At 67.6% G+C, this 18,159-nt stretch carries 15 protein-coding genes; 6 read left to right on the forward strand and 9 right to left on the reverse strand.

The features are described 5' to 3' along the window. Nucleotides 1–39 precede the first annotated feature (39 nt). On the reverse strand, nt 40–1,341 hold the full coding sequence (locus FR943_RS20405; RefSeq protein ID WP_217160090.1) for a multidrug effflux MFS transporter: 1,302 nt from the start codon (nt 1,339–1,341) through the stop codon (nt 40–42). 145 nt (nt 1,342–1,486) lie between these two features. Between FR943_RS20405 and FR943_RS20410 the strand changes: the two genes are divergently transcribed. From FR943_RS20410 to FR943_RS20420, 3 genes are all read left to right on the forward strand, one after another. After that, the gene (locus FR943_RS20410) at nt 1,487–2,257 is read left to right on the forward strand and encodes a hypothetical protein (protein WP_217160091.1); all 771 of its coding nucleotides are present in this window, start codon (nt 1,487–1,489) and stop codon (nt 2,255–2,257) included. Nucleotides 2,258–2,401: 144 nt separating this feature from the next. Next, nucleotides 2,402–6,103, forward strand: coding sequence for a multifunctional oxoglutarate decarboxylase/oxoglutarate dehydrogenase thiamine pyrophosphate-binding subunit/dihydrolipoyllysine-residue succinyltransferase subunit (locus tag FR943_RS20415; RefSeq protein ID WP_217160092.1), 3,702 nt, complete (start codon nt 2,402–2,404; stop codon nt 6,101–6,103). Nucleotides 6,104–6,240: 137 nt separating this feature from the next. Continuing rightward, nucleotides 6,241–7,548: an MFS transporter gene (locus FR943_RS20420; protein WP_217160093.1), complete on the forward strand. Its 1,308-nt coding sequence runs from the start codon at nt 6,241–6,243 to the stop codon at nt 7,546–7,548. Between the two features lie 16 nt (nt 7,549–7,564). Here the strand turns inward: FR943_RS20420 and map are convergent, their stop codons facing one another. Then, the gene (gene map / locus FR943_RS20425; protein WP_217160094.1) at nt 7,565–8,326 is read right to left on the reverse strand and encodes a type I methionyl aminopeptidase; all 762 of its coding nucleotides are present in this window, start codon (nt 8,324–8,326) and stop codon (nt 7,565–7,567) included. A gap of 72 nt (nt 8,327–8,398) precedes the next feature. Here map and FR943_RS20430 point away from each other — a divergent pair, with 72 nt between their 5' ends. Together FR943_RS20430 and FR943_RS20435 are read left to right on the forward strand one after the other, a co-directional pair. Continuing rightward, nucleotides 8,399–8,659, forward strand: a complete 261-nt coding sequence (locus FR943_RS20430; RefSeq protein WP_217160095.1) for a helix-turn-helix domain-containing protein — start codon at nt 8,399–8,401, stop codon at nt 8,657–8,659. Between the two features lie 88 nt (nt 8,660–8,747). Further along, nucleotides 8,748–9,572, forward strand: a complete 825-nt coding sequence (locus tag FR943_RS20435) for an SDR family NAD(P)-dependent oxidoreductase (protein ID WP_217160096.1) — start codon at nt 8,748–8,750, stop codon at nt 9,570–9,572. A 92-nt stretch (nt 9,573–9,664) separates the two neighbouring features. On the opposite strand, the gene FR943_RS20440 is transcribed toward FR943_RS20435, so the two are convergent. Both FR943_RS20440 and FR943_RS20445 read right to left on the reverse strand, forming a co-directional pair. Then, a complete protein-coding gene (locus FR943_RS20440) occupies nt 9,665–10,507 on the reverse strand; it encodes a glycine betaine ABC transporter substrate-binding protein (RefSeq protein WP_217160097.1) in 843 nt (280 codons plus the stop codon). Between the two features lie 8 nt (nt 10,508–10,515). Continuing rightward, entirely contained in the window at nt 10,516–11,712 is a 1,197-nt protein-coding gene (locus FR943_RS20445; protein ID WP_308170616.1) for an NAD(P)-dependent malic enzyme, read from the reverse strand. Between the two features lie 164 nt (nt 11,713–11,876). On the opposite strand from FR943_RS20445, the gene corA reads away from it, so the two are divergent. Continuing rightward, on the forward strand, nt 11,877–12,980 hold the full coding sequence (gene corA / locus FR943_RS20450) for a magnesium/cobalt transporter CorA (protein WP_217160098.1): 1,104 nt from the start codon (nt 11,877–11,879) through the stop codon (nt 12,978–12,980). Between the two features lie 6 nt (nt 12,981–12,986). Here corA and FR943_RS20455 read toward each other — a convergent pair whose 3' ends face one another. The 5 genes from FR943_RS20455 to FR943_RS20475 are packed head-to-tail and all read right to left on the reverse strand — an operon-like array spanning nt 12,987 to nt 18,012. Next, nucleotides 12,987–13,607 (reverse strand): suppressor of fused domain protein, encoded by a 621-nt coding sequence (locus tag FR943_RS20455; protein WP_217160099.1) that lies wholly within the window; start codon nt 13,605–13,607, stop codon nt 12,987–12,989. Then, nucleotides 13,604–14,875, reverse strand: coding sequence for an ABC transporter ATP-binding protein (locus FR943_RS20460; RefSeq protein ID WP_217160100.1), 1,272 nt, complete (start codon nt 14,873–14,875; stop codon nt 13,604–13,606). Before FR943_RS20460 ends, FR943_RS20455 begins: the two co-directional genes overlap by 4 nt. Before the next feature lie 4 nt (nt 14,876–14,879). Further along, on the reverse strand, nt 14,880–15,704 hold the full coding sequence (locus FR943_RS20465; RefSeq protein WP_217160415.1) for a carbohydrate ABC transporter permease: 825 nt from the start codon (nt 15,702–15,704) through the stop codon (nt 14,880–14,882). A gap of 14 nt (nt 15,705–15,718) precedes the next feature. Beyond that, nucleotides 15,719–16,618 carry a carbohydrate ABC transporter permease gene (locus FR943_RS20470; RefSeq protein WP_217160101.1) on the reverse strand — a complete coding sequence of 300 codons (900 nt, stop codon included), beginning with the start codon at nt 16,616–16,618 and terminating at the stop codon, nt 15,719–15,721. Next, nucleotides 16,615–18,012 carry an ABC transporter substrate-binding protein gene (locus tag FR943_RS20475; protein ID WP_217160102.1) on the reverse strand — a complete coding sequence of 466 codons (1,398 nt, stop codon included), beginning with the start codon at nt 18,010–18,012 and terminating at the stop codon, nt 16,615–16,617. The genes FR943_RS20470 and FR943_RS20475 overlap by 4 nt, the downstream gene beginning before the upstream one ends. Nucleotides 18,013–18,159: the final 147 nt, after the last annotated feature.

Genomic DNA, 18,159 nt, shown 5'->3' on the forward strand with positions numbered 1-18,159 from the left:
GGATGATGGCGGGCCCAGCCGACGCTACCCCGGGCCGGATCAAGCCGACTCGGCAACCACCTGCAGGACGCCGTCTGCCGAGTCGTCTGGTTCTTCGCGGGCTGCCTCGTCGCCGTTACGACGCCCCACCAGCAGCAGCGCCATCAGCGCGATCGTCATACCCGTCGTCATCACCGCGGCCAGCGCCAGCGCGCCGTTGCCCATCGCCCCGACAGCCGGGGCCACCGCGGCACCGAGCCCGAACTGAGCGGCGCCCAACAGCGCAGCCGCGGTCCCGGCCGCGTCGGGATGGCGTGACAACGCGATCGCCGGAGCGTTGGGAATCACCAGCCCCATTCCGGCCAGGATCGCCAGCACCGGCACCACGAACCCGTACAGACCGCCCACCTGCGCGATGGTCAGCCCGACGAACACCAGCGAGGCCAGCAGCGACCAGGTCAACGCCGCGACGGTGATCGCCTGCGGGGCGAACCGGCGCAGCAGCACCACATTGAACTGTGTGGAGCCGATCAGCGCGATCGCGCCGGCGGCGAACACCAGGGCGAACGCCTGCTGGTCCAAGCCGTAGCGGCCCTGCAGCACGAACGGTGCCGCCGAGATGTAGGCGAAGAGCCCGGACATGCCCAACGCGGCCACCAGCACCAGGATCACGAACCGCGCGTCGCCCAGCAGCTCGACGTAGGTGCCGACGATGCCGCGCACCGCCAACGGGCGCCGGTGTGACACCGGCAGGGTTTCCGGCAGCGCGAGTGCGGCCATCGCCAACAGGGCACCGGCCACCAGCACCAGCGCGACGAACACCCAATGCCAGGATCCGTACAGCAGCACCGCCGCACCCAGGGACGGCGCCAGCACCGGGGCCACCCCGAGCACCAGCATCAGCCGCGACATCACGGTGGCCGCCATCGTTCCGGTGAACAGATCACCCACCACGGCCACGGCCACCACCGAGGCCGCCGCCGCACCCATCCCCTGCAGCGCGCGGGCCACCCCGAGGGTGAGGATGTCGGGTGCCAACACGCACAGCACCGACGCCGCCATGTGCAGCACGATCCCGGCCATCAACGGGCGCCGGCGCCCCAGCGAATCCGACAGCGGCCCGACGATCAGCTGGCCCAGCGCCAGGCCGGCCAGGGTGCCGGTGAGCGTCAGCTGCGACACCGACGAGGAGACCGAGAGCTCGTCGGCGATCTTCGGCAGGGCGGGCAGATACATGTCGATCGTGAGCGGACCCAGCGCGATCAGGGCGCCCGGCACGAGAATCATCCGGAGCCGGCTCGGCGCCGCTCCCGATGTTTCCGTCCCCGAAATCGTCTCGTCCACGACGGGCGATGTTGCCATGAAGCAGAACAGCCCCGCACATCGGTTTTTTGTTCCCGGCGCGCCGCGCGGCCGGGAACCGTGACGGCGGTCACCCTCGGGCACCGGCGGCGGGGCCTCGTTCGTTCCATCCACGTCAGGTCACGGGTTAGCCTGGCAGTCAACGATGGGTTCACACCTGGGAGGCCCCGAAGTGCGTGCGCGGTCCAAGGCCCAATTGCCGGCCACGGTCGAGGAGACCGAAAATCCCAGTGCCGCCGCCAAGGCGCTCTCGGCCATCATCGCCGGGAGTTCACGCGTGCAGGCCCCCGCGGTCAAGGCCTATGTGGACCGGTTGCGCAGTCGGCAACCCGATGCCACCCCGGCCGAGATCGTGACCCGGCTGGAGAAGCGCTACCTGGCCGCGGTGATGGCCAGCGGCGCCGCCGTCGGCGCCGCTGCCGCGTTCCCGGGCATCGGCACCCTGATGGCGCTGTCGGCCCTGGCCGGCGAGACGGCGGTGTTCCTGGAAGCCACCTCGCTGTTCGTGCTGGCACTCGCCGAGGTGTACGGCGTGCCTGCCGAGCACCGGGAGCGACGCCGCGCGCTGGTGCTCTCCGTCCTGGTCGGAGACGACAGCAAGCAAGCCATCGGCGAGTTGCTCGGCACCGGGCGCACCAGCGGAGCGTGGCTTTCCGACGGCGCGGCGACACTGCCGTTGCCGGCGGTCTCGCAGCTGAACTCCCGGCTGGTCAAGTACTTCGCCAGGCGGTATACGCTCAAACGCGGCGCGATGGCCTTCGGAAAGTTGCTACCGGTGGGCATCGGCGCTGTCATCGGCGCGATCGGCAACCGGCTGATGGGTAAGAAGATCGTCGCCAACGCCCGCAAGGCGTTCGGTGCGCCCCCGCCGCGGTGGCCTGCAACGTTGCATGTGCTGCCGCCCGCTCGGTCCTGAGGCCGATGCCGACCTCGGGCAACGCCGAAAGGCGATAGCCTTTATGAGGCGGTCGAGCGGGATCAGCCGCCCACACGAAGAACACAAGCGGCAAGCCTCCTTGTGGCGGCTCGCCGAACACAAGAATCGAGGCGAGTGTCTGCCGTGAGCAGTTCACCTTCACCATTCGGTCAGAACGAGTGGTTGGTCGAGGAGATGTATCGCAAGTTCCGCGAGGATCCCTCTTCGGTGGATCCGAGTTGGCACGAATTTCTGGTCGACTACTCCCCGGAACCGACCACCGACAACACCGTCGCCAACGGTCAGGCTTCGGCCCCGGCCGCCACCCCGACCGCTCCCGCGGCCCCGCCGGCAGCAACTCCCGCCCCGGCCGCTCCGGCACCCACCAAGGCCGCACCGGCAAAGCCGGCGCAGTCGGCCAAGTCGGCCAAGTCGGGCCCCACCCTCGCCGAGGGCGACGAGTCGCAGGTGCTGCGCGGCGCCGCTGCGGCCGTGGTCAAGAACATGAATGCCTCGCTGGAGGTCCCCACCGCCACGAGCGTGCGGGCCATCCCGGCCAGGCTGATGATCGACAACCGCGTCGTCATCAACAACCACCTCAAGCGCACCCGCGGCGGCAAGGTCAGCTTCACCCACCTGCTCGGCTACGCCATCGTGCAGGCGGTCAAGAAGTTCCCGAACATGAACCGGTACTTCGCCGAGGTCAACGGGAAGCCCGCCGCCATCACCCCGGCCCACACGAACCTGGGCCTGGCCATCGACCTGCCCGGCAAGGACGGCAGCCGCTCACTGGTCGTGGCCGCCATCAAGCGCTGCGAGACAATGCGTTTCGGTCAGTTCATCGCCGCCTACGAGGACATCGTGCGGCGGGCCCGCGACGGCAAACTGACCGCCGAGGATTTCTCCGGCGTGACGATCTCGCTGACCAACCCGGGCACGATCGGCACCGTGCACTCGGTGCCGCGGCTCATGCAGGGCCAGGGCGCCATCATCGGCGCCGGCGCCATGGAGTACCCGGCGGAGTTCCAGGGCTCCAGTGAGGAACGCATCGCCGAGTTGGGCATCGGCAAGCTGATCACGCTCACCTCCACCTACGACCACCGCATCATCCAGGGCGCGGAGTCCGGCGACTTTCTGCGCACCATCCACCAGCTACTGCTCGACGACGAGTTCTTCGACGAGATCTTCCGCGAACTCGGCATCCCCTACGAGCCGGTGCGCTGGCGCACCGACAACCCGGACTCGATCGCCGACAAGAACGCGCGGGTGATCGAGCTCATCGCCGCCTACCGCAACCGCGGCCACCTGATGGCCGACATCGATCCCCTGCGGTTGGACAACACCCGCTTCCGCAGTCACCCCGACCTCGACGTCAACACCCACGGGCTGACACTGTGGGACCTCGACCGGGAATTCAAGGTCGACGGGTTCTCCGGCAAGCAGTACATGAAGCTGCGCGACGTGCTCTCAGTACTGCGCGACGCCTACTGTCGCCACATCGGGGTGGAGTACACCCACATCCTCGAACCCGAACAGCAGCGCTGGATCCAGGAACACGTCGAGGTCAAGCACGACAAGCCCACGGTCGCCGAGCAGAAGTACATCCTGAGCAAGCTCAATGCGGCCGAGGCCTTCGAGACCTTCCTGCAGACCAAATACGTCGGGCAGAAACGGTTCTCGCTGGAAGGCGCCGAAACCGTGATCCCGATGATGGACGCCGTGATCGACCAGTGCGCCGAGCATGCGCTCGACGAGGTGGTCATCGGCATGCCGCACCGCGGCCGGCTCAACGTGCTGGCCAACATCGTCGGCAAGCCCTACAGCCAGATCTTCACCGAGTTCGAGGGCAACCTCAATCCGAGCCAAGCCCACGGCTCCGGCGACGTGAAATACCACCTCGGGGCGTCGGGCACCTACATCCAGATGTTCGGCGACAACGACATCGAGGTGTCGCTGACCGCCAACCCCAGCCACCTCGAAGCTGTCGACCCGGTGCTCGAGGGCCTGGTTCGGGCCAAGCAGGATCTGCTGGACCCCGGCCGCGACGCCGACGGCTCCGGCGAATACCCCGTCGTCCCGCTGATGCTGCACGGCGACGCGGCCTTCGCCGGCCAGGGTGTGGTGGCCGAGACGCTGAACCTGGCCCTGCTGGACGGCTACCGCACCGGCGGCACCATCCACATCGTGGTCAACAACCAGATCGGGTTCACCACGGCGCCAACGGATTCGCGCTCCAGCGAGTACTGCACCGACGTCGCCAAGATGATCGGCGCGCCGATCTTCCACGTCAACGGCGACGACCCGGAAGCCTGCGCCTGGGTGGCGCGGCTGGCGGTGGACTTCCGCCAGGCGTTCAAGAAGGACGTCGTCATCGACATGCTGTGCTACCGCCGCCGCGGTCACAACGAGGGCGACGACCCGTCGATGACCCAGCCCTACATGTACGACGTCATCGACACCAAGCGCGGCTCCCGCAAGGCCTACACCGAAGCCCTGATCGGCCGCGGCGACATCTCGATGAAAGAGGCCGAGGACGCCCTGCGCGACTACCAGGGTCAACTGGAGCGGGTGTTCAACGAGGTGCGTGAGCTGGAGAAGCACGCGGCCGAACCCAGCGAATCGGTGGAGGCCGACCAGCAGATCCCGCAACGGTTGGCCACCGCGGTGGACAAGTCGCTGCTGGCCCGCATCGGTGACGCCCACCTGGCCATCCCCGAGGGCTTCACCGTGCACCCGCGCGTCAAGCCGGTGCTGGAGAAGCGTCGCGAGATGGCCTACGAGGGCAAGATCGACTGGGCGTTCGCCGAGTTGCTGGCGCTCGGGTCGCTGATCGCCGAGGGCAAGCTGGTGCGGCTGTCCGGCCAGGACACCCAGCGCGGCACCTTCACCCAGCGGCACGCCGTGATCGTCGACCGCAAGACCGGCGAGGAGTTCACCCCGCTGCAGCTGCTGGCCACCACCACCGAGGGCACCGCCACCGGCGGCAAGTTCCTGGTGTACAACTCCGCGCTGTCGGAGTTCGCCGCAGTCGGCTTCGAATACGGCTACTCGGTGGGCAATCCGGACGCAATGGTGTTGTGGGAAGCCCAGTTCGGCGACTTCGTCAACGGTGCCCAGTCGATCATCGACGAGTTCATCAGCTCCGGTGAGGCCAAGTGGGGCCAGCTCTCCGACGTGGTGCTGCTGTTGCCGCACGGCCACGAGGGCCAGGGGCCCGACCACACCTCGGGACGTATCGAGCGGTTCCTGCAGCTGTGGGCCGAGGGGTCGATGACCATCGCGGTGCCGTCCACCCCGGCGAACTACTTCCACCTGTTGCGCCGGCACGGCATGGACGGGATCCAGCGTCCGCTGATCGTGTTCACGCCGAAGTCGATGCTGCGCAACAAGGCCGCGGTCAGCGATATCCGGGACTTCACCGAGCAGAAGTTCCGCTCGGTACTGGAGGAGCCCACCTACACCGACGGCGACGGCGACCGCAGCAAGGTCACCCGGGTCCTGCTGTGCAGCGGCAAGATCTACTACGACCTGGTGGCCCGCAAGAACAAGGACAACCGCGAGGACGTGGCGATCGTGCGGCTGGAACAGCTGGCCCCGCTGCCACGGCGCCGGCTGGCCGAGACGCTGGACCGCTACCCGAATGCCACCGAGAAGTTCTGGGTGCAGGAGGAACCGGCCAACCAGGGGGCCTGGCCCTCGATCGGGCTGACGCTGCCCGAGGTGCTGCCGGAGTACTTCAACCCGATCAAGCGGATCTCGCGGCGCGCGATGTCGGCGCCGTCCTCGGGTTCGTCGAAGGTGCACGCTGTCGAGCAGCAGGAGATCATCGACCTGGCCTTCGGGTAACCCAGCCGCGCGAGCGTGCGCGTCTGCCGGTAAGCACGCCGGTGTACGTCAGCATTCTGCGCACGCTCGCGGCCCGGGTTTGACTCACAGCGCGCGCAATGGTGGTCCCCCGGCCGTAGGGCAACTACTCAACTAGGGTGACTATCGCACCGGAGCTGGTTGCCGATGAGGCGACGGCTGCCCCTGGCCAGACCGTACGTACCGCCGTCCTCGCCAGCGTCGTCGGCACCACGATCGAGTGGTACGACTTCTTCCTCTACGCCACAGCGGCCAGCCTGGTGTTCAACCATGCGTTCTTCCCCGACCAGAGCTCGTTCGTCGGAACCATGCTGGCCTTCGCGACGTTCGCCGTCGGTTTCCTGGTGCGACCCATCGGCGGTTTCGTCTTCGGGCACGTCGGGGATCGCATCGGCCGCAAACGCACCCTGGCGCTGACGATGCTGCTGATGGGTGGTGCCACCGCGCTCATGGGGCTGCTGCCCACCGCGGCGCAGATCGGCGTGCTGGCCCCCATCCTGTTACTGCTGCTGCGCATCGTGCAGGGCTTCGCGCTCGGCGGTGAGTGGGCCGGCGCGGTGCTGCTGGCCGTCGAACACAGCCCGCGGGGGCGACGTGGGCTGTTCGGCAGCATTCCGCAGATTGGGCTGGCGCTGGGTCTGGCGTTGGGCACCGGCGTGTTCGTGCTCCTGCAACTGTGGCTCTCGCCCGAGGCGTTCCTGGCCTACGGCTCGCGCATCGCGTTCCTGTTCAGCATCGCGTTGGTGATCTTCGGTGTCGTGGTGCGGTTCCGGGTGGCCGAGACGCCCGCGTTCGAGAAGATCCGCCGTGACGACGCCCGTGCGGCAGTCCCCGTCAAGGAGATCTTCCGGCCTCCGACGTTGCGGACGACCGTGCTCGGGCTGCTGTCACGCTGGGGCGAGGGCGCGGCATACAACACCTGGGGCGTGTTCACCATCGCCTACGCCACCACCACCCTGCACCTGGACAAGGTGCCGGTGCTGATCGTCGTCACCGTCGCGGCGCTGCTGATGGCCGCCCTGCTGCCGGTGTCGGGGTGGCTGGCCGACCGGTTCAGTCCACGTGCGGTGTACGGCACCGGCATCGCCGCCTACGGCCTGGCGGTGTTCCCGGCCTTCGCACTGTTCAACACCGGCAGCATCACGGCGTACGCGATCGGAATGGTGTTGGCGTTCGGCATCATTCACGCGTGGTTCTACGGCGCCCAGGGCACGCTGTACGCGTCGCTGTTCCCGACCCGCACCCGTTACACCGGACTCTCGACGGTCTACCAGCTCTCCGGGGTGTACGCGTCGGGACTGACCCCGATGATCCTCACCGCGCTGATCGCCGTCGGCGGCGGCTCGCCCTGGTTGGCGTGCGGGTATCTGGTGGCCACCGCGGCCATCAGCGTCGTCGCCACCTGGCTGCTGCGGCCCGAGTACTGATGGGTGTCAGCGACGCTCAGCCGGTCAACACCAGCGGGCCCGTCTCGGTGATCGCCACGGTGTTCTCGGTGTGGGCGGTGCGCGAGCCGTCGGCTGACCGGATGGTCCAGCCGTCCGGGTCGTAGACGATGCGGTCGGTGCCGGCGGCAAGCCAGGGTTCCAGCGCCAGCGTCATCCCCGCGCGCAGCTTCATGCCGCGGCCGGGTGTGCCCCGGTTCGGCACGTGCGGATCCTCGTGCATGGTGCGGCCCAGTCCGTGGCCGCCGAACTCGACGTTGACCGGGTAGCCGTAATCGGCGGCGACGGCTCCGATGGCAGCCGAGATGTCGCCCAAACGGTTGCCCGGCCGGGCCGCCGCGGTCCCCGCGGTCAGGGCCTCCTCGGTGGCGCGGACCAGGCGCACGTCGGCGGCCGCGGGCGTCCCGACGATCACGGTGCGCGCCGCGTCGGCCACCCAGCCGTCGACGGACACCGCGAAGTCCATGCTCAGCACGTCACCGTCGCACATCCGGTAGTCGTGTGGAAGACCGTGCAGCACAGCGTCATTCACCGACAGGCAGATGACGTTGCGGAACGGGCCGCGGCCGAACGACGGGTCGTAGTCCCAGTAGCACGACTCGGCGCCGCGTTGCGTGACCATGGTGCGGGCATGGTGTTCGAGGTCGAGCAGGTTGACCCCGACGTCGGCGAGCCCACTCAACGTGGTGAGCACCTCGGCCACGAAGCGGCCGGTGACCCGCATCTTCTCGATCTCGGCAGCGGTCTTCAGTTCGATCACGTCCGGCCCTTTCGGTGCGGTATTTAAATACCAACCCTAGCGGTATATAAATACCGACGCTACCGTGGTGTCGTGGTCCGCACCCCGCTCACGCCCGCCCAGATCGCCGCGGGTCGCCGGCTCGGCGCGGCGTTGCGCAGCGCACGCGGTGACCGCACCCTCGACGACGTCGCACACTGCGCCGGCATCTCCCCCGAGACGCTGCGCAAGATCGAAACCGGTCGGCTGCCCTCCCCCGCATTCGGCACCATCATCGGTTTGAGCGACGCCCTCGACATCCCGCTGGACGCCCTGGCCGAGGTGTGGCGACCGACGGCCGCGGCAGCGTCCTAGCCCACCGCGACCACACCGGCCGGCTCAGACGGAACCGCGGGTACCGGCTAATCTCGACACAAGTCGAACGACACACAAGGGAGTGGGCATGGAAGGCTTCGCCGGAAAAGTCGCCGTCGTCACGGGCGCCGGATCAGGCATCGGACAGGCACTGGCCATCGAACTCGGACGCTCGGGCGCCAAACTGGCGATCAGCGACGTCGACACCGAGGGCCTGGCAGTCACCGAGGAGCGGCTCAAGGCGATCGGCGCCGAGGTGAAAGCCGACCGGCTCGACGTCACCGAACGCGAGGCGTTCCTGCTCTACGCCGACGCCGTCAAAGAACATTTCGGCAAGGTCAACCAGATCTACAACAACGCCGGCATCGCGTTCACCGGCGATGTCGAGGTCAGCCAGTTCAAGGACATCGAGCGGGTGATGGACGTCGACTACTGGGGCGTCGTCAACGGCACCAAGGCGTTCCTGCCGCACCTGATCGCCTCCGGCGACGGTCACATCGTCAACGTCTCCAGCCTGTTCGGCATCTTCTCGGTCCCCGGCCAGGCCGCCTACAACTCGGCCAAGTTCGCCGTGCGCGGCTTCACCGAGGCGCTGCGCCAGGAGATGGCGATGGCCAAGCATCCGGTCAAGGTGACGTGCGTGCACCCCGGCGGCATCAAGACCGCCATCGCGCGCAACTCCACCGCGGCCGAGGGGCTCGACCAGAAGGCACTCGCGGAGGCCTTCGACAAGAAGCTGGCCAACACCACGCCGCAGCGCGCGGCGAAGATCATCCTGGAAGCGGTGCGCAAGGACAAGGCACGCGTGCTGGTCGGGCCCGACGCCAAGATCCTCGACGTGATCGTGCGGATCACCGGCTCGGGATACCAGCGGCTGTTCGCCTCGGTGGTCGGGCGGGCCATGCCGCGCTGACGCGCACTCGTGGGCCGCGAGCGTGCGCAGATTGCCGCTGATTTGCGGCGTGGCGGGCAGCAGACACGCACGATCACGGTGCCAGGGGGAGGTCAGTGGCCGAGGGGGTTGGCCTGCAGGAACTCGTCGGCCACCGCACCGGGATCGGCGCCCTCGGCAACCTGGCGGCGCATGTCGGCCAACGAACCGGTGTCGAGCACCCCGGCGATCTCGTTGAGCGCCAGCACCTGACGTTCGTCGAGCGTGTTGCGGCGGTACAGCGGCACCACGTTCTCGCCGCGGACCAATGCGGTCTTGTCCGACAGCACGGTCAGCTCCGACGGGATGGCCGGATCAGCCGTCGTCGCCCAGGCCGCATTGACGGTCCCGGCATTCAGTGCCGCGAACAGGCTCTTGCGGTCGGGGAACGTACGAGGCGCGGCCGGCTCGCACAGACCGATCTGTGTGGGAACCTGTGCCGTGGCCAGTGCGCCCGGGCGGACCTCTGCGCAATGCCGGCGCACCACGCTCAGATCGGTACCGCCCCACTTCGACGCGGTGGCCTCGGTGACCACCAGTACCGGTTTGTCCTGCGCCGACATGGTGTAGTCACCGGCCGCAACGCCCTCGGGCAGTGCCGCCACCAGATCCCGGTAGACCTGCTCGTCCGACCGGGCCGTGGCACCCGGGTTCAAGGCGGTCAGGAACCGGCCGGTGAATCCCGGTTGCACGGTGATCGACCCGGAATCCAGTACCCCCAGCGAGCCATCGCTGTCGCTGACCGCCGCCGGGGTGCCGTAGTAGCGCAGCGCGGCCGCGTACAGATGGCCGAGCAGCGCCGACTCCGGCGTCGGCCCCGCCCCGACCGTCACCGCAGCCGGGCCCGAATGGCCGCCGCACCCGGCTGTCACCAGGGCAGACAGCACCACCAGCGCCAACGCCAGGGTGCGGCGCATGCGTGAACTCAGGATTCAGACGCCGCCGCGACTGCGGCTGCCACCGCTGGGCCGACCCGCGGGTCCAGCGCGCTGGGCACGATGTGATCGACCGCGAGATCGTCACCGACCACCGAGAAGATCGCCTCGGCCGCGGCCACCTTCATCGCCTCGGTGATACGCCGCGCACCCGCATCGAGGGCACCGCGGAACACCCCCGGGAAGGCCAGCACATTGTTGATCTGATTGGGAAAGTCGCTGCGCCCGGTCGCCACCACCGCGGCGTACTTACGCGCCGCATCCGGATGGATCTCCGGATCCGGGTTCGACAACGCGAACACGATGCAGTTCGGCGCCATCGTGGCGATGAGCTCCTCGGGCACCACACCGGCCGACACCCCGAGGAATACATCAGCACCCTGTAGCGCCTCGGCCACCCCACCGGTGAGCTTGCGCGGATTGGTGCGCCCGGCCAACTCGGCCTTGAAACTGTTGAGGTTGTCGCGGCCGGTGTGCACGATGCCCTGCGAATCAAGCACGACGACGTCGTTGATGCCCTTGTTCAGCAGAATGTTGGCACATGCCACCCCCGCCGCGCCGGCACCGGAGATCACCACCCGCAGGGAATGGATGTCACGCTGGAGCGCCTTGGTGGCACCGATCAGCGCGGCGAGCACCACGATCGCGGTGCCGTGCTGATCGTCGTGCATCACCGGGCAATCCAGCGCCTCGATGACCCGGCGCTCGATCTCGAAGCAGCGCGGTGCCGAGATGTCCTCCAGGTTCACCGCGCCGAACGTCGGACGCAGCCGGATCAGGGTCTCGACGATCTCATCAGGATCCTTGGTGTCGAGCACGATCGGGATCGAGTTCAACCCGCCGAACGTCTTGAACAGCGCACTCTTGCCTTCCATCACCGGCAGCGACGCGGCCGGGCCGATGTCACCCAGGCCCAACACCGCACTGCCGTCGCTGACCACCGCCACCAACCGATTGGCCCAGGTGTACTTGGCCGCCAGGGTGTGATCGGTGGCGATGGCCCGGCTGACCTGGGCCACGCCCGGGGTATAGGCAATCGACAACGCCCGCTGGGTGTCCAGCGGCGCCTTCAACTCGACCGAGAGTTTTCCGCCTTCATGAGCATCGAAGATCTCGGCGTCATCGATGACAACTTGCGGGGTGCGCTCCGAGCGCTCGGGCGAGGACACGACTGTACTTTCCGACACCGCGCAAGGGTACTTCAAGCCCCAATCTCACCGGGTCGGGTTCCCCAGCCGTGAGCGTTACGCAACAGTAACTTCGCGTAGCATTCGATGTGCGCTGATCAGGTTGGGAGCACACCGCATAGGTGCCGCATCGGTAAGGTCGCCGCAAAGGAAGGTCGCAGTCCATGCCCTCATTCCGCGCCCTGCCGCCGGGCCTGCGCCCCACCACCCGCACCCGGCCCACACCACCTGACCCCAAGTCGATCCACGTTCCGGTGGCACAGGCCATGGTCGATTGCGGTGTGTACTGCGGCGGTGACCGGCTCCCCGGCAAGTACACCCACGCCGCAGCGCTGAACAAGGTCCGCGAATTGCAGCGGGCGGGGCAGAAGGCGTTCGTCTGGATCGGCCTGCACGAACCCGACGAGTTCCAGATGCAGGCGGTGGCAGACGTTTTCGGCCTGCACGAGCTGGCAGTGGAAGACGCCGTGCACGCGCATCAGCGCCCCAAGCTGGAGCGCTACGACACCACCCTGTTCCTGGTCCTCAAGACCATCACCTACGTCGAACACGAGTCGGTGGCGCTGGCCCGCGAAATCGTCGAGACCGGGGAGATCATGATCTTCGTCGGCCCGGACTTCGTGGTCACGGTGCGCCACGGCGAACACGGCGGACTCGCCGGCGTGCGCAGGCGGCTCGATTCCGCACCGGCGATCCTCAAGCTGGGGCCGTTCGCGGTGATGCACGCGATCGCCGACCACGTGGTGGACAGCTACCTCGACGTCACCGACCTGATGGAAACCGACATCGACGCCATGGAGGAGGACATCTTCTCCCCGCGCACCCGCACCAACATCGAGTCCATCTACCTGCTCAAGCGCGAGGTGGTCGAGATGCGCCGCGCGGTGGCCCCGCTGACCCTGGCGCTGGCCCGCCTGCTCAGCGACCACAACGACCTGATCTCCGTGGAGGTGCGCCGGTACATGCGCGACGTGCACGACCACAACGTGCAGGCCTCCGACCGGGTCACCAGCTACGACGAGATGCTCAGCTCGCTGGTGCAGGCCGCGCTCGGCAAGGTCGCGATGCAGCAGAACGTGGACATGCGCAAGATCTCGGCGTGGGTGGCGATCGCCGCCGTGCCGACCGCCATGGCCGGGATCTACGGGATGAACTTCGAGCACATGCCCGAATTAGCGTGGACCTGGGGCTATCCCGCGGTGCTGCTGCTGATGGCCACGGTCTGCTTCGTGCTGTACCGCACGTTCCGCCACAACGATTGGCTCTAGCCGCAATCAGCTCGGGCTGGCCGCCCGCCGGGTCGGATCGAGCACGTCGACCCCGTCGGCCTGCCACGCCTCCCGCATCGCATCGGCACCCTTGAGCCGCACCCAAGCGGCCTCGGTGGCGGTGATCGGCGTGGCCGACAGCACCGTCACCGCGGACAACGGCTCGGGCAGGCTCACCTCTCCGATATCGCTGGGCCCCAACAGGAATGCGCTGAACGGCGCGGCGTCGAACAGTGGCGTCTCGAGGTCGATGAGGGCGTCGGCCTCCAGCACCAGCCCTTCCACCGCGGGGGCGGCGGCCAGCACCGCCAGGGAACGAGCCAGCCCACCCGGGGTGGGTCCGCGCAGCGACAGCACCACCTCCGCCCGCGGGCCGTGGATCGGATCGGAGACCAGCTCCGTCGGATCGAACATCGGGTGCCGCGAACAGCCCAGTGTCACATAGTGATAGAGGTCCGGGCCGGTCCCGCCGCCCGCCTCGGCACCGAGATCCGGCCCGAACCGCAGCACGTCGATACGCTCGGTGCCCAGGAAAGTGACGCTGGCGCTGACCGGTTCGGCGGTGATCCCCGCCGCGGCGAAGTGCTCGGACACCTGGGCACGGACCGCAGCCAGGACGTCGATCACTGTTCTGTCGGTTCTGCGGGCGAGTCGGTGTCAGACGCGGACGCGGCTTCGGCCTCGGGCTCGGGCTCGGGCGCGGCTTCGGGCTCAAGCGGCTCGACACGGGTCAGGTTCACCCCGGTTTCGGCATCGAAGATGGCCAACTTGGCGGTGTCGAACGCCAACTGGATCTGCTGGCCGTCGGCCGCCGCCGATTCCGCCGACACCCGCGCCACGAACTCGTTGACACCGGTCCCGGAATCGGCGGCCAGCTCGGCGAGTTGAGCCGCTTCGGCGCCGGCGCCCTCGACGGTGAAGTGCACGTACTTGTCGGCCCCGAGCGACTCGACGAATTCGGCGCGCACTCCGAAGCTCAGCGCGCGGATGCGGGCGTACCCGTCGAGCAACGCCGCGTCTTCCAGATGTTCCGGTCGGATGCCGACAATGATGTTGTCCGGCTTGGGTTGACGGGCCAGCAGCTCATGCACCTGCGGGGTCAAAGTGACCTCGCCGAACGGCAGCCGGACCCCCACATCGGTGAACGTGGCCGGGAAGAAGTTCATCGCCGGTGATCCGATGAAGCCCGCCACGAACAGGTTCGCCGGATTGTTGTAGAGCTCGTCGGGTGTGCCGATCTGCTGGATCTCACCGGCCAGCAACACCACCACCCGGTCGCCCAGTGTCATCGCCTCGGTCTGGTCGTGCGTCACGTAGACCGTGGTGGTGCCCAGCCGGCTCTGCAGCCGCGCGATCTCGGCCCGCATCTGCACCCGCAGTTTGGCGTCCAGGTTGCTCAACGGCTCATCCATCAGGAATGCCTTGGGGCGCCGCACGATTGCCCGGCCCATCGCCACCCGCTGACGCTGCCCGCCGGACAGCTGCGCGGGCTTACGGTCCAGCAGCTCGCTCAGATCCAGGATTTTGGCGGTCTCTTCGACCTTGGCCGCGATCTCGTCCTTCTTGAGTTTGGCGAGGGTGAGCGGGAAGGCGATGTTCTGCCGCACGGTCATGTGCGGATAGAGCGCGTAGGACTGGAACACCATCGCGATGTCGCGGTCCTTGGGCGCCTTGTCGTTGACCCGCTCGCCACCGATCCGCAGCTCGCCCGACGAGATGTCCTCAAGCCCGGCAATCATGTTCAGCGTCGTGGACTTACCGCAGCCCGACGGTCCGACCAGGATGATGAACTCCCCGTCGGCGATCGTCATCGAGAATTCCTTGACGGCCTGCCTGACTCCCCCTGCGCCGTCGGGGTAACTCTTGGTCACCCGGTCCAACACAATCTCGGCCATCCAATTACCCCTTTACCGCACCGGATGTCAGGCCAGCGACGATCCGCCGCTGGAAGATCAGAACAAAGATGATGATCGGGATCGTGATCACCATGGCACCCGCGGCGATCGAACCCGTCGGCTCCTCGAATTGCGAACTGCCGGTGAAGTTCGCGATGGCCACCGGAGCGGTGATCGCACGCTGGGTCGCGGTCAGCGACAGCGCCAGCAGCAGGTCGTTCCACGCGAAGATGAACACCAGGATGGCGGCGGTGACGATACCCGGGGCCGCCAGCGGGGCGATCACGCGGCGGAACGCCTGCGCCGGGGTGGCCCCGTCCATCTTGGCGGCCTTCTCCAGGTCCCACGGGATCTCCCGGAAGAACGCCGAGAGCGTGTAGATCGCCAGCGGCAGCGCGAAGGTGATGTAGGGAATGATCAGGCCCGGCCAGGTGTCGAACAACCCGACGCTGCGCCACAGGTTGAAAATCGGTGTCACCAACGAGATCTGCGGAAACATCGCGATCAACAGGGCCACCCCGACCAGCAACTTCTTACCCGGGAAGTCCAGCCGCGCCACCGCATAGGCGGCCATCCCGCCGATCACCACCGCGATCACCGTGGTGATCAACCCGATGCCGATCGAGTTGATCAGTGCCGAGGTGAAGATGTTGCCGGTGAAGATGCCCTTGTAGTTCTCGAACGTGATCTCTGCCGGAATCAGCTTGCCGTCCTTCACGCTCGACGTCGGCTTGAGCGACAGCGACAGGATCCACAACACCGGCAGCAACGCGTACAGCACCACCAGGATGTTGACGACCGTCCACCCGGTCGCACGTTGCGCACTCACCCGCTCAGCCATGCTCAGGTCCTCTCCACGTCTGCACCGGGCGCCGAGGCACCGAAGATCGTGATGAAGACGAACGCGATGACGGCCACCGACAGGAAGATCAACACGCTGATGGCCGAACCCAGTCCGAGGTTGAAGGCCTTGAACAGGTTGTCGTAGCCCAAGATCGACACCGAGCCGGTGTTGTTGGCTCCCCCGGTCAGCACGTAGATGTTGTCGAAGATCCGGAACGCGTCGAGCGTACGGAACAGCAACGCCACCAGGATGGCCGGTTTGATCAGCGGCAGAATCACTTTGACCAGCCGCGTCCAGGCGCCGGCCCCGTCCACCTGGGCGGCGTTCAGCAGGTCTTGCGGCACCAGGGCCAGACCGGCCAACAGCAGCAGCGCCATGAACGGCGTGGTCTTCCACACTTCGGCCAGCACGATGATCGCCAGCGAGGGCAGTTGCTCGGTGAGCGGGGCGCTCCCGTCGGGCAGCAGGTTGGCCAGATAGCCGGTGCCCGGCGTCCAGGCGTAATACCAGCTGTAGGAGGCCGCCACGGTCACGATGCCGTACGGGATCAGCACCGCGGTGCGCACCACGCCCCTACCGAAGATCGTGCGGTGCATGACCAGTGCCAGCGCCATGCCGAGCACGAACTCGATGGCCACCGAGACGACGGTGATCCCCAGCGTCACCGCGAACGCCGTCCACCAGTACCGGTCGGTGAGGATCGTCTGGTAATTGGCGAATCCGACGAAGGCGGTGTCGTCGGGCGCGGCCAGGTTGTAGCGCTGCAGGCTCAGCCAGACCGCGTAGCCGATCGGGTAGGCCGTCACCGCCATCATCAGGATCACCGCGGGCGCGATGAGTGCGAACGCCAGCCTGCGTTCGGATCTGCGGTTGTCGGTGATCGGACCGAGCGGGGTCATGGGATCAGCCCTTTGCCGTCGATGGCCTTCTGTACCTGCTCGGTCAGCTCATCGGCGGTGCGCTCCGGGTCGATGTCGGTGATCGGCGCCAGGGTGGCCGAAATGCGGGTGGACACAGCCTGATACACCGGGGTCGCGGGACGGACCGCGGCGTTGGTCAGCTGCTCACGGATGATGGCGTACTGCGGGTACTTCGCCTGGAACGCCGGATCGTCGTACAGCGATTCACGCACCGCGGGCAACCCGCCCTCCACCGAGGTGTAGCGCTGGTTCTCGACGTTGCGCAGACACCGGATCGCCTCGAAGGCCTCGGCCTTGTGCCGGCTGGTGCTGGCCACGGCCAGGTTTAGCCCGCCCAGGGTCACCTTGGCCGGTTCCCCCTCGCGCACACCCGGATAGTGGGCGAACCCGAACACTTCTTTGCTCGCCTCATACGCGGACTGGAACTGCTCGTCGGTCGGTGAGAACGTGCCCAGATCGTTGATCGCATCGACGAGATCGGCCCGCTGGTCGAGCGGCAGGAAGTTCACCCCGCCCTTGACGGCGTTCTCCAGGAGCGACGGCAGCACGAACGGCCAGTTGACCTCCAGCGCCGCCTTGCCCTGCTCCAGCGCGAGCCGGGCCGTGGCCTCATCGGTCTGGGTGACCGACGGGTCGGCTCCGGGCGCGGTAGCAACCGATTTGATGATCTGCAATGCCTTGACGGTCGCGGCGCGATGCTCCGGGGTGTCGGTGAGCGTGACAGTCTTGCCGTCGTCGGACAGCACCTGGCCGCCGGCGCTGGCCAGCAGCGAGTTGAACCACACCACCAGGCCCTCGTACTGCTTCGCCTGCACCGCAATCCAACTGGGTTTGCCCGCGGCGTGCAGCCGGGTCGCCGTACTGACCATGGCGTCCCAGGTGGACGGCGGCTCCTCCATCAAATCAGCGCGGTACCACAGCAATTGGGTGTTCGTGGTGATCGGCGATGCGTACAGCTCACCGTTCCAGCGGGCGGTCTCCAGCGGGCCGGGCAGGGTGTTGTCCCGGGCATCGGATTCGGCGGCGCCGGCCGGGTCCTCCGACAGCGGGACGGCCCAGCCGGCCTCGGCGAACTCGGCGGTCCAGACCACGTCGAGCGCCATGACGTCGAGAGTCTTGTCGTTGCCGGTCAACCTGCGGGCCAGCTGCAGCCGTTGGTCGTCGGCGCCCTTGGGCAAACTCACCTGTTTGATGGTGAAGCGGCCGCCGAGTTCGGCATTGCAGCGCTTGGCCACCGCGGTGAAAGTCGCCATCTCGTTGGCCGGGGTGTAGTAGTTGATGACGATCCCGTCGCCGTCGCTGCCACAGGCCGACACCACCGAGGCCGTCGTCAACGCGGCCACTGCCGCAGCACACAGCCGCCGAGCCCGCACCGCTCTGCCTCCCGTCGAGGTGCGGAGTCGCCGCCGCGGCGACTCCGGCGGGGAACCACCCGCGCGCAAACCGTAGAGCCATGCGCAGGTATGTGCAACAGTGCCGGGCCGCGCGCGTCCCAATCGTGACCTGCCGATCTCGGCCAC

Source organism: [Mycobacterium] fortunisiensis (genome assembly GCF_019050325.1).
Lineage (GTDB): Bacteria > Actinomycetota > Actinomycetes > Mycobacteriales > Mycobacteriaceae > Mycobacterium > Mycobacterium fortunisiensis.

Bases quoted from the DNA above. Each gene is read 5' to 3' on its own strand.
- FR943_RS20405 (WP_217160090.1), bottom strand. From the start codon at position 1,341: ATGGCAACATCGCCCGTCGTGGACGAGACGATTTCGGGGACGGAAACA.
- FR943_RS20410 (WP_217160091.1), top strand. From the start codon at position 1,487: ATGGGTTCACACCTGGGAGGCCCCGAAGTGCGTGCGCGGTCCAAGGCC.
- FR943_RS20435 (WP_217160096.1), top strand. From the start codon at position 8,748: ATGGAAGGCTTCGCCGGAAAAGTCGCCGTCGTCACGGGCGCCGGATCA.
- FR943_RS20440 (WP_217160097.1), bottom strand. From the start codon at position 10,507: ATGCGCCGCACCCTGGCGTTGGCGCTGGTGGTGCTGTCTGCCCTGGTG.
- corA (WP_217160098.1), top strand. From the start codon at position 11,877: ATGCCCTCATTCCGCGCCCTGCCGCCGGGCCTGCGCCCCACCACCCGC.
- FR943_RS20460 (WP_217160100.1), bottom strand. From the start codon at position 14,875: ATGGCCGAGATTGTGTTGGACCGGGTGACCAAGAGTTACCCCGACGGC.
- FR943_RS20470 (WP_217160101.1), bottom strand. From the start codon at position 16,618: ATGACCCCGCTCGGTCCGATCACCGACAACCGCAGATCCGAACGCAGG.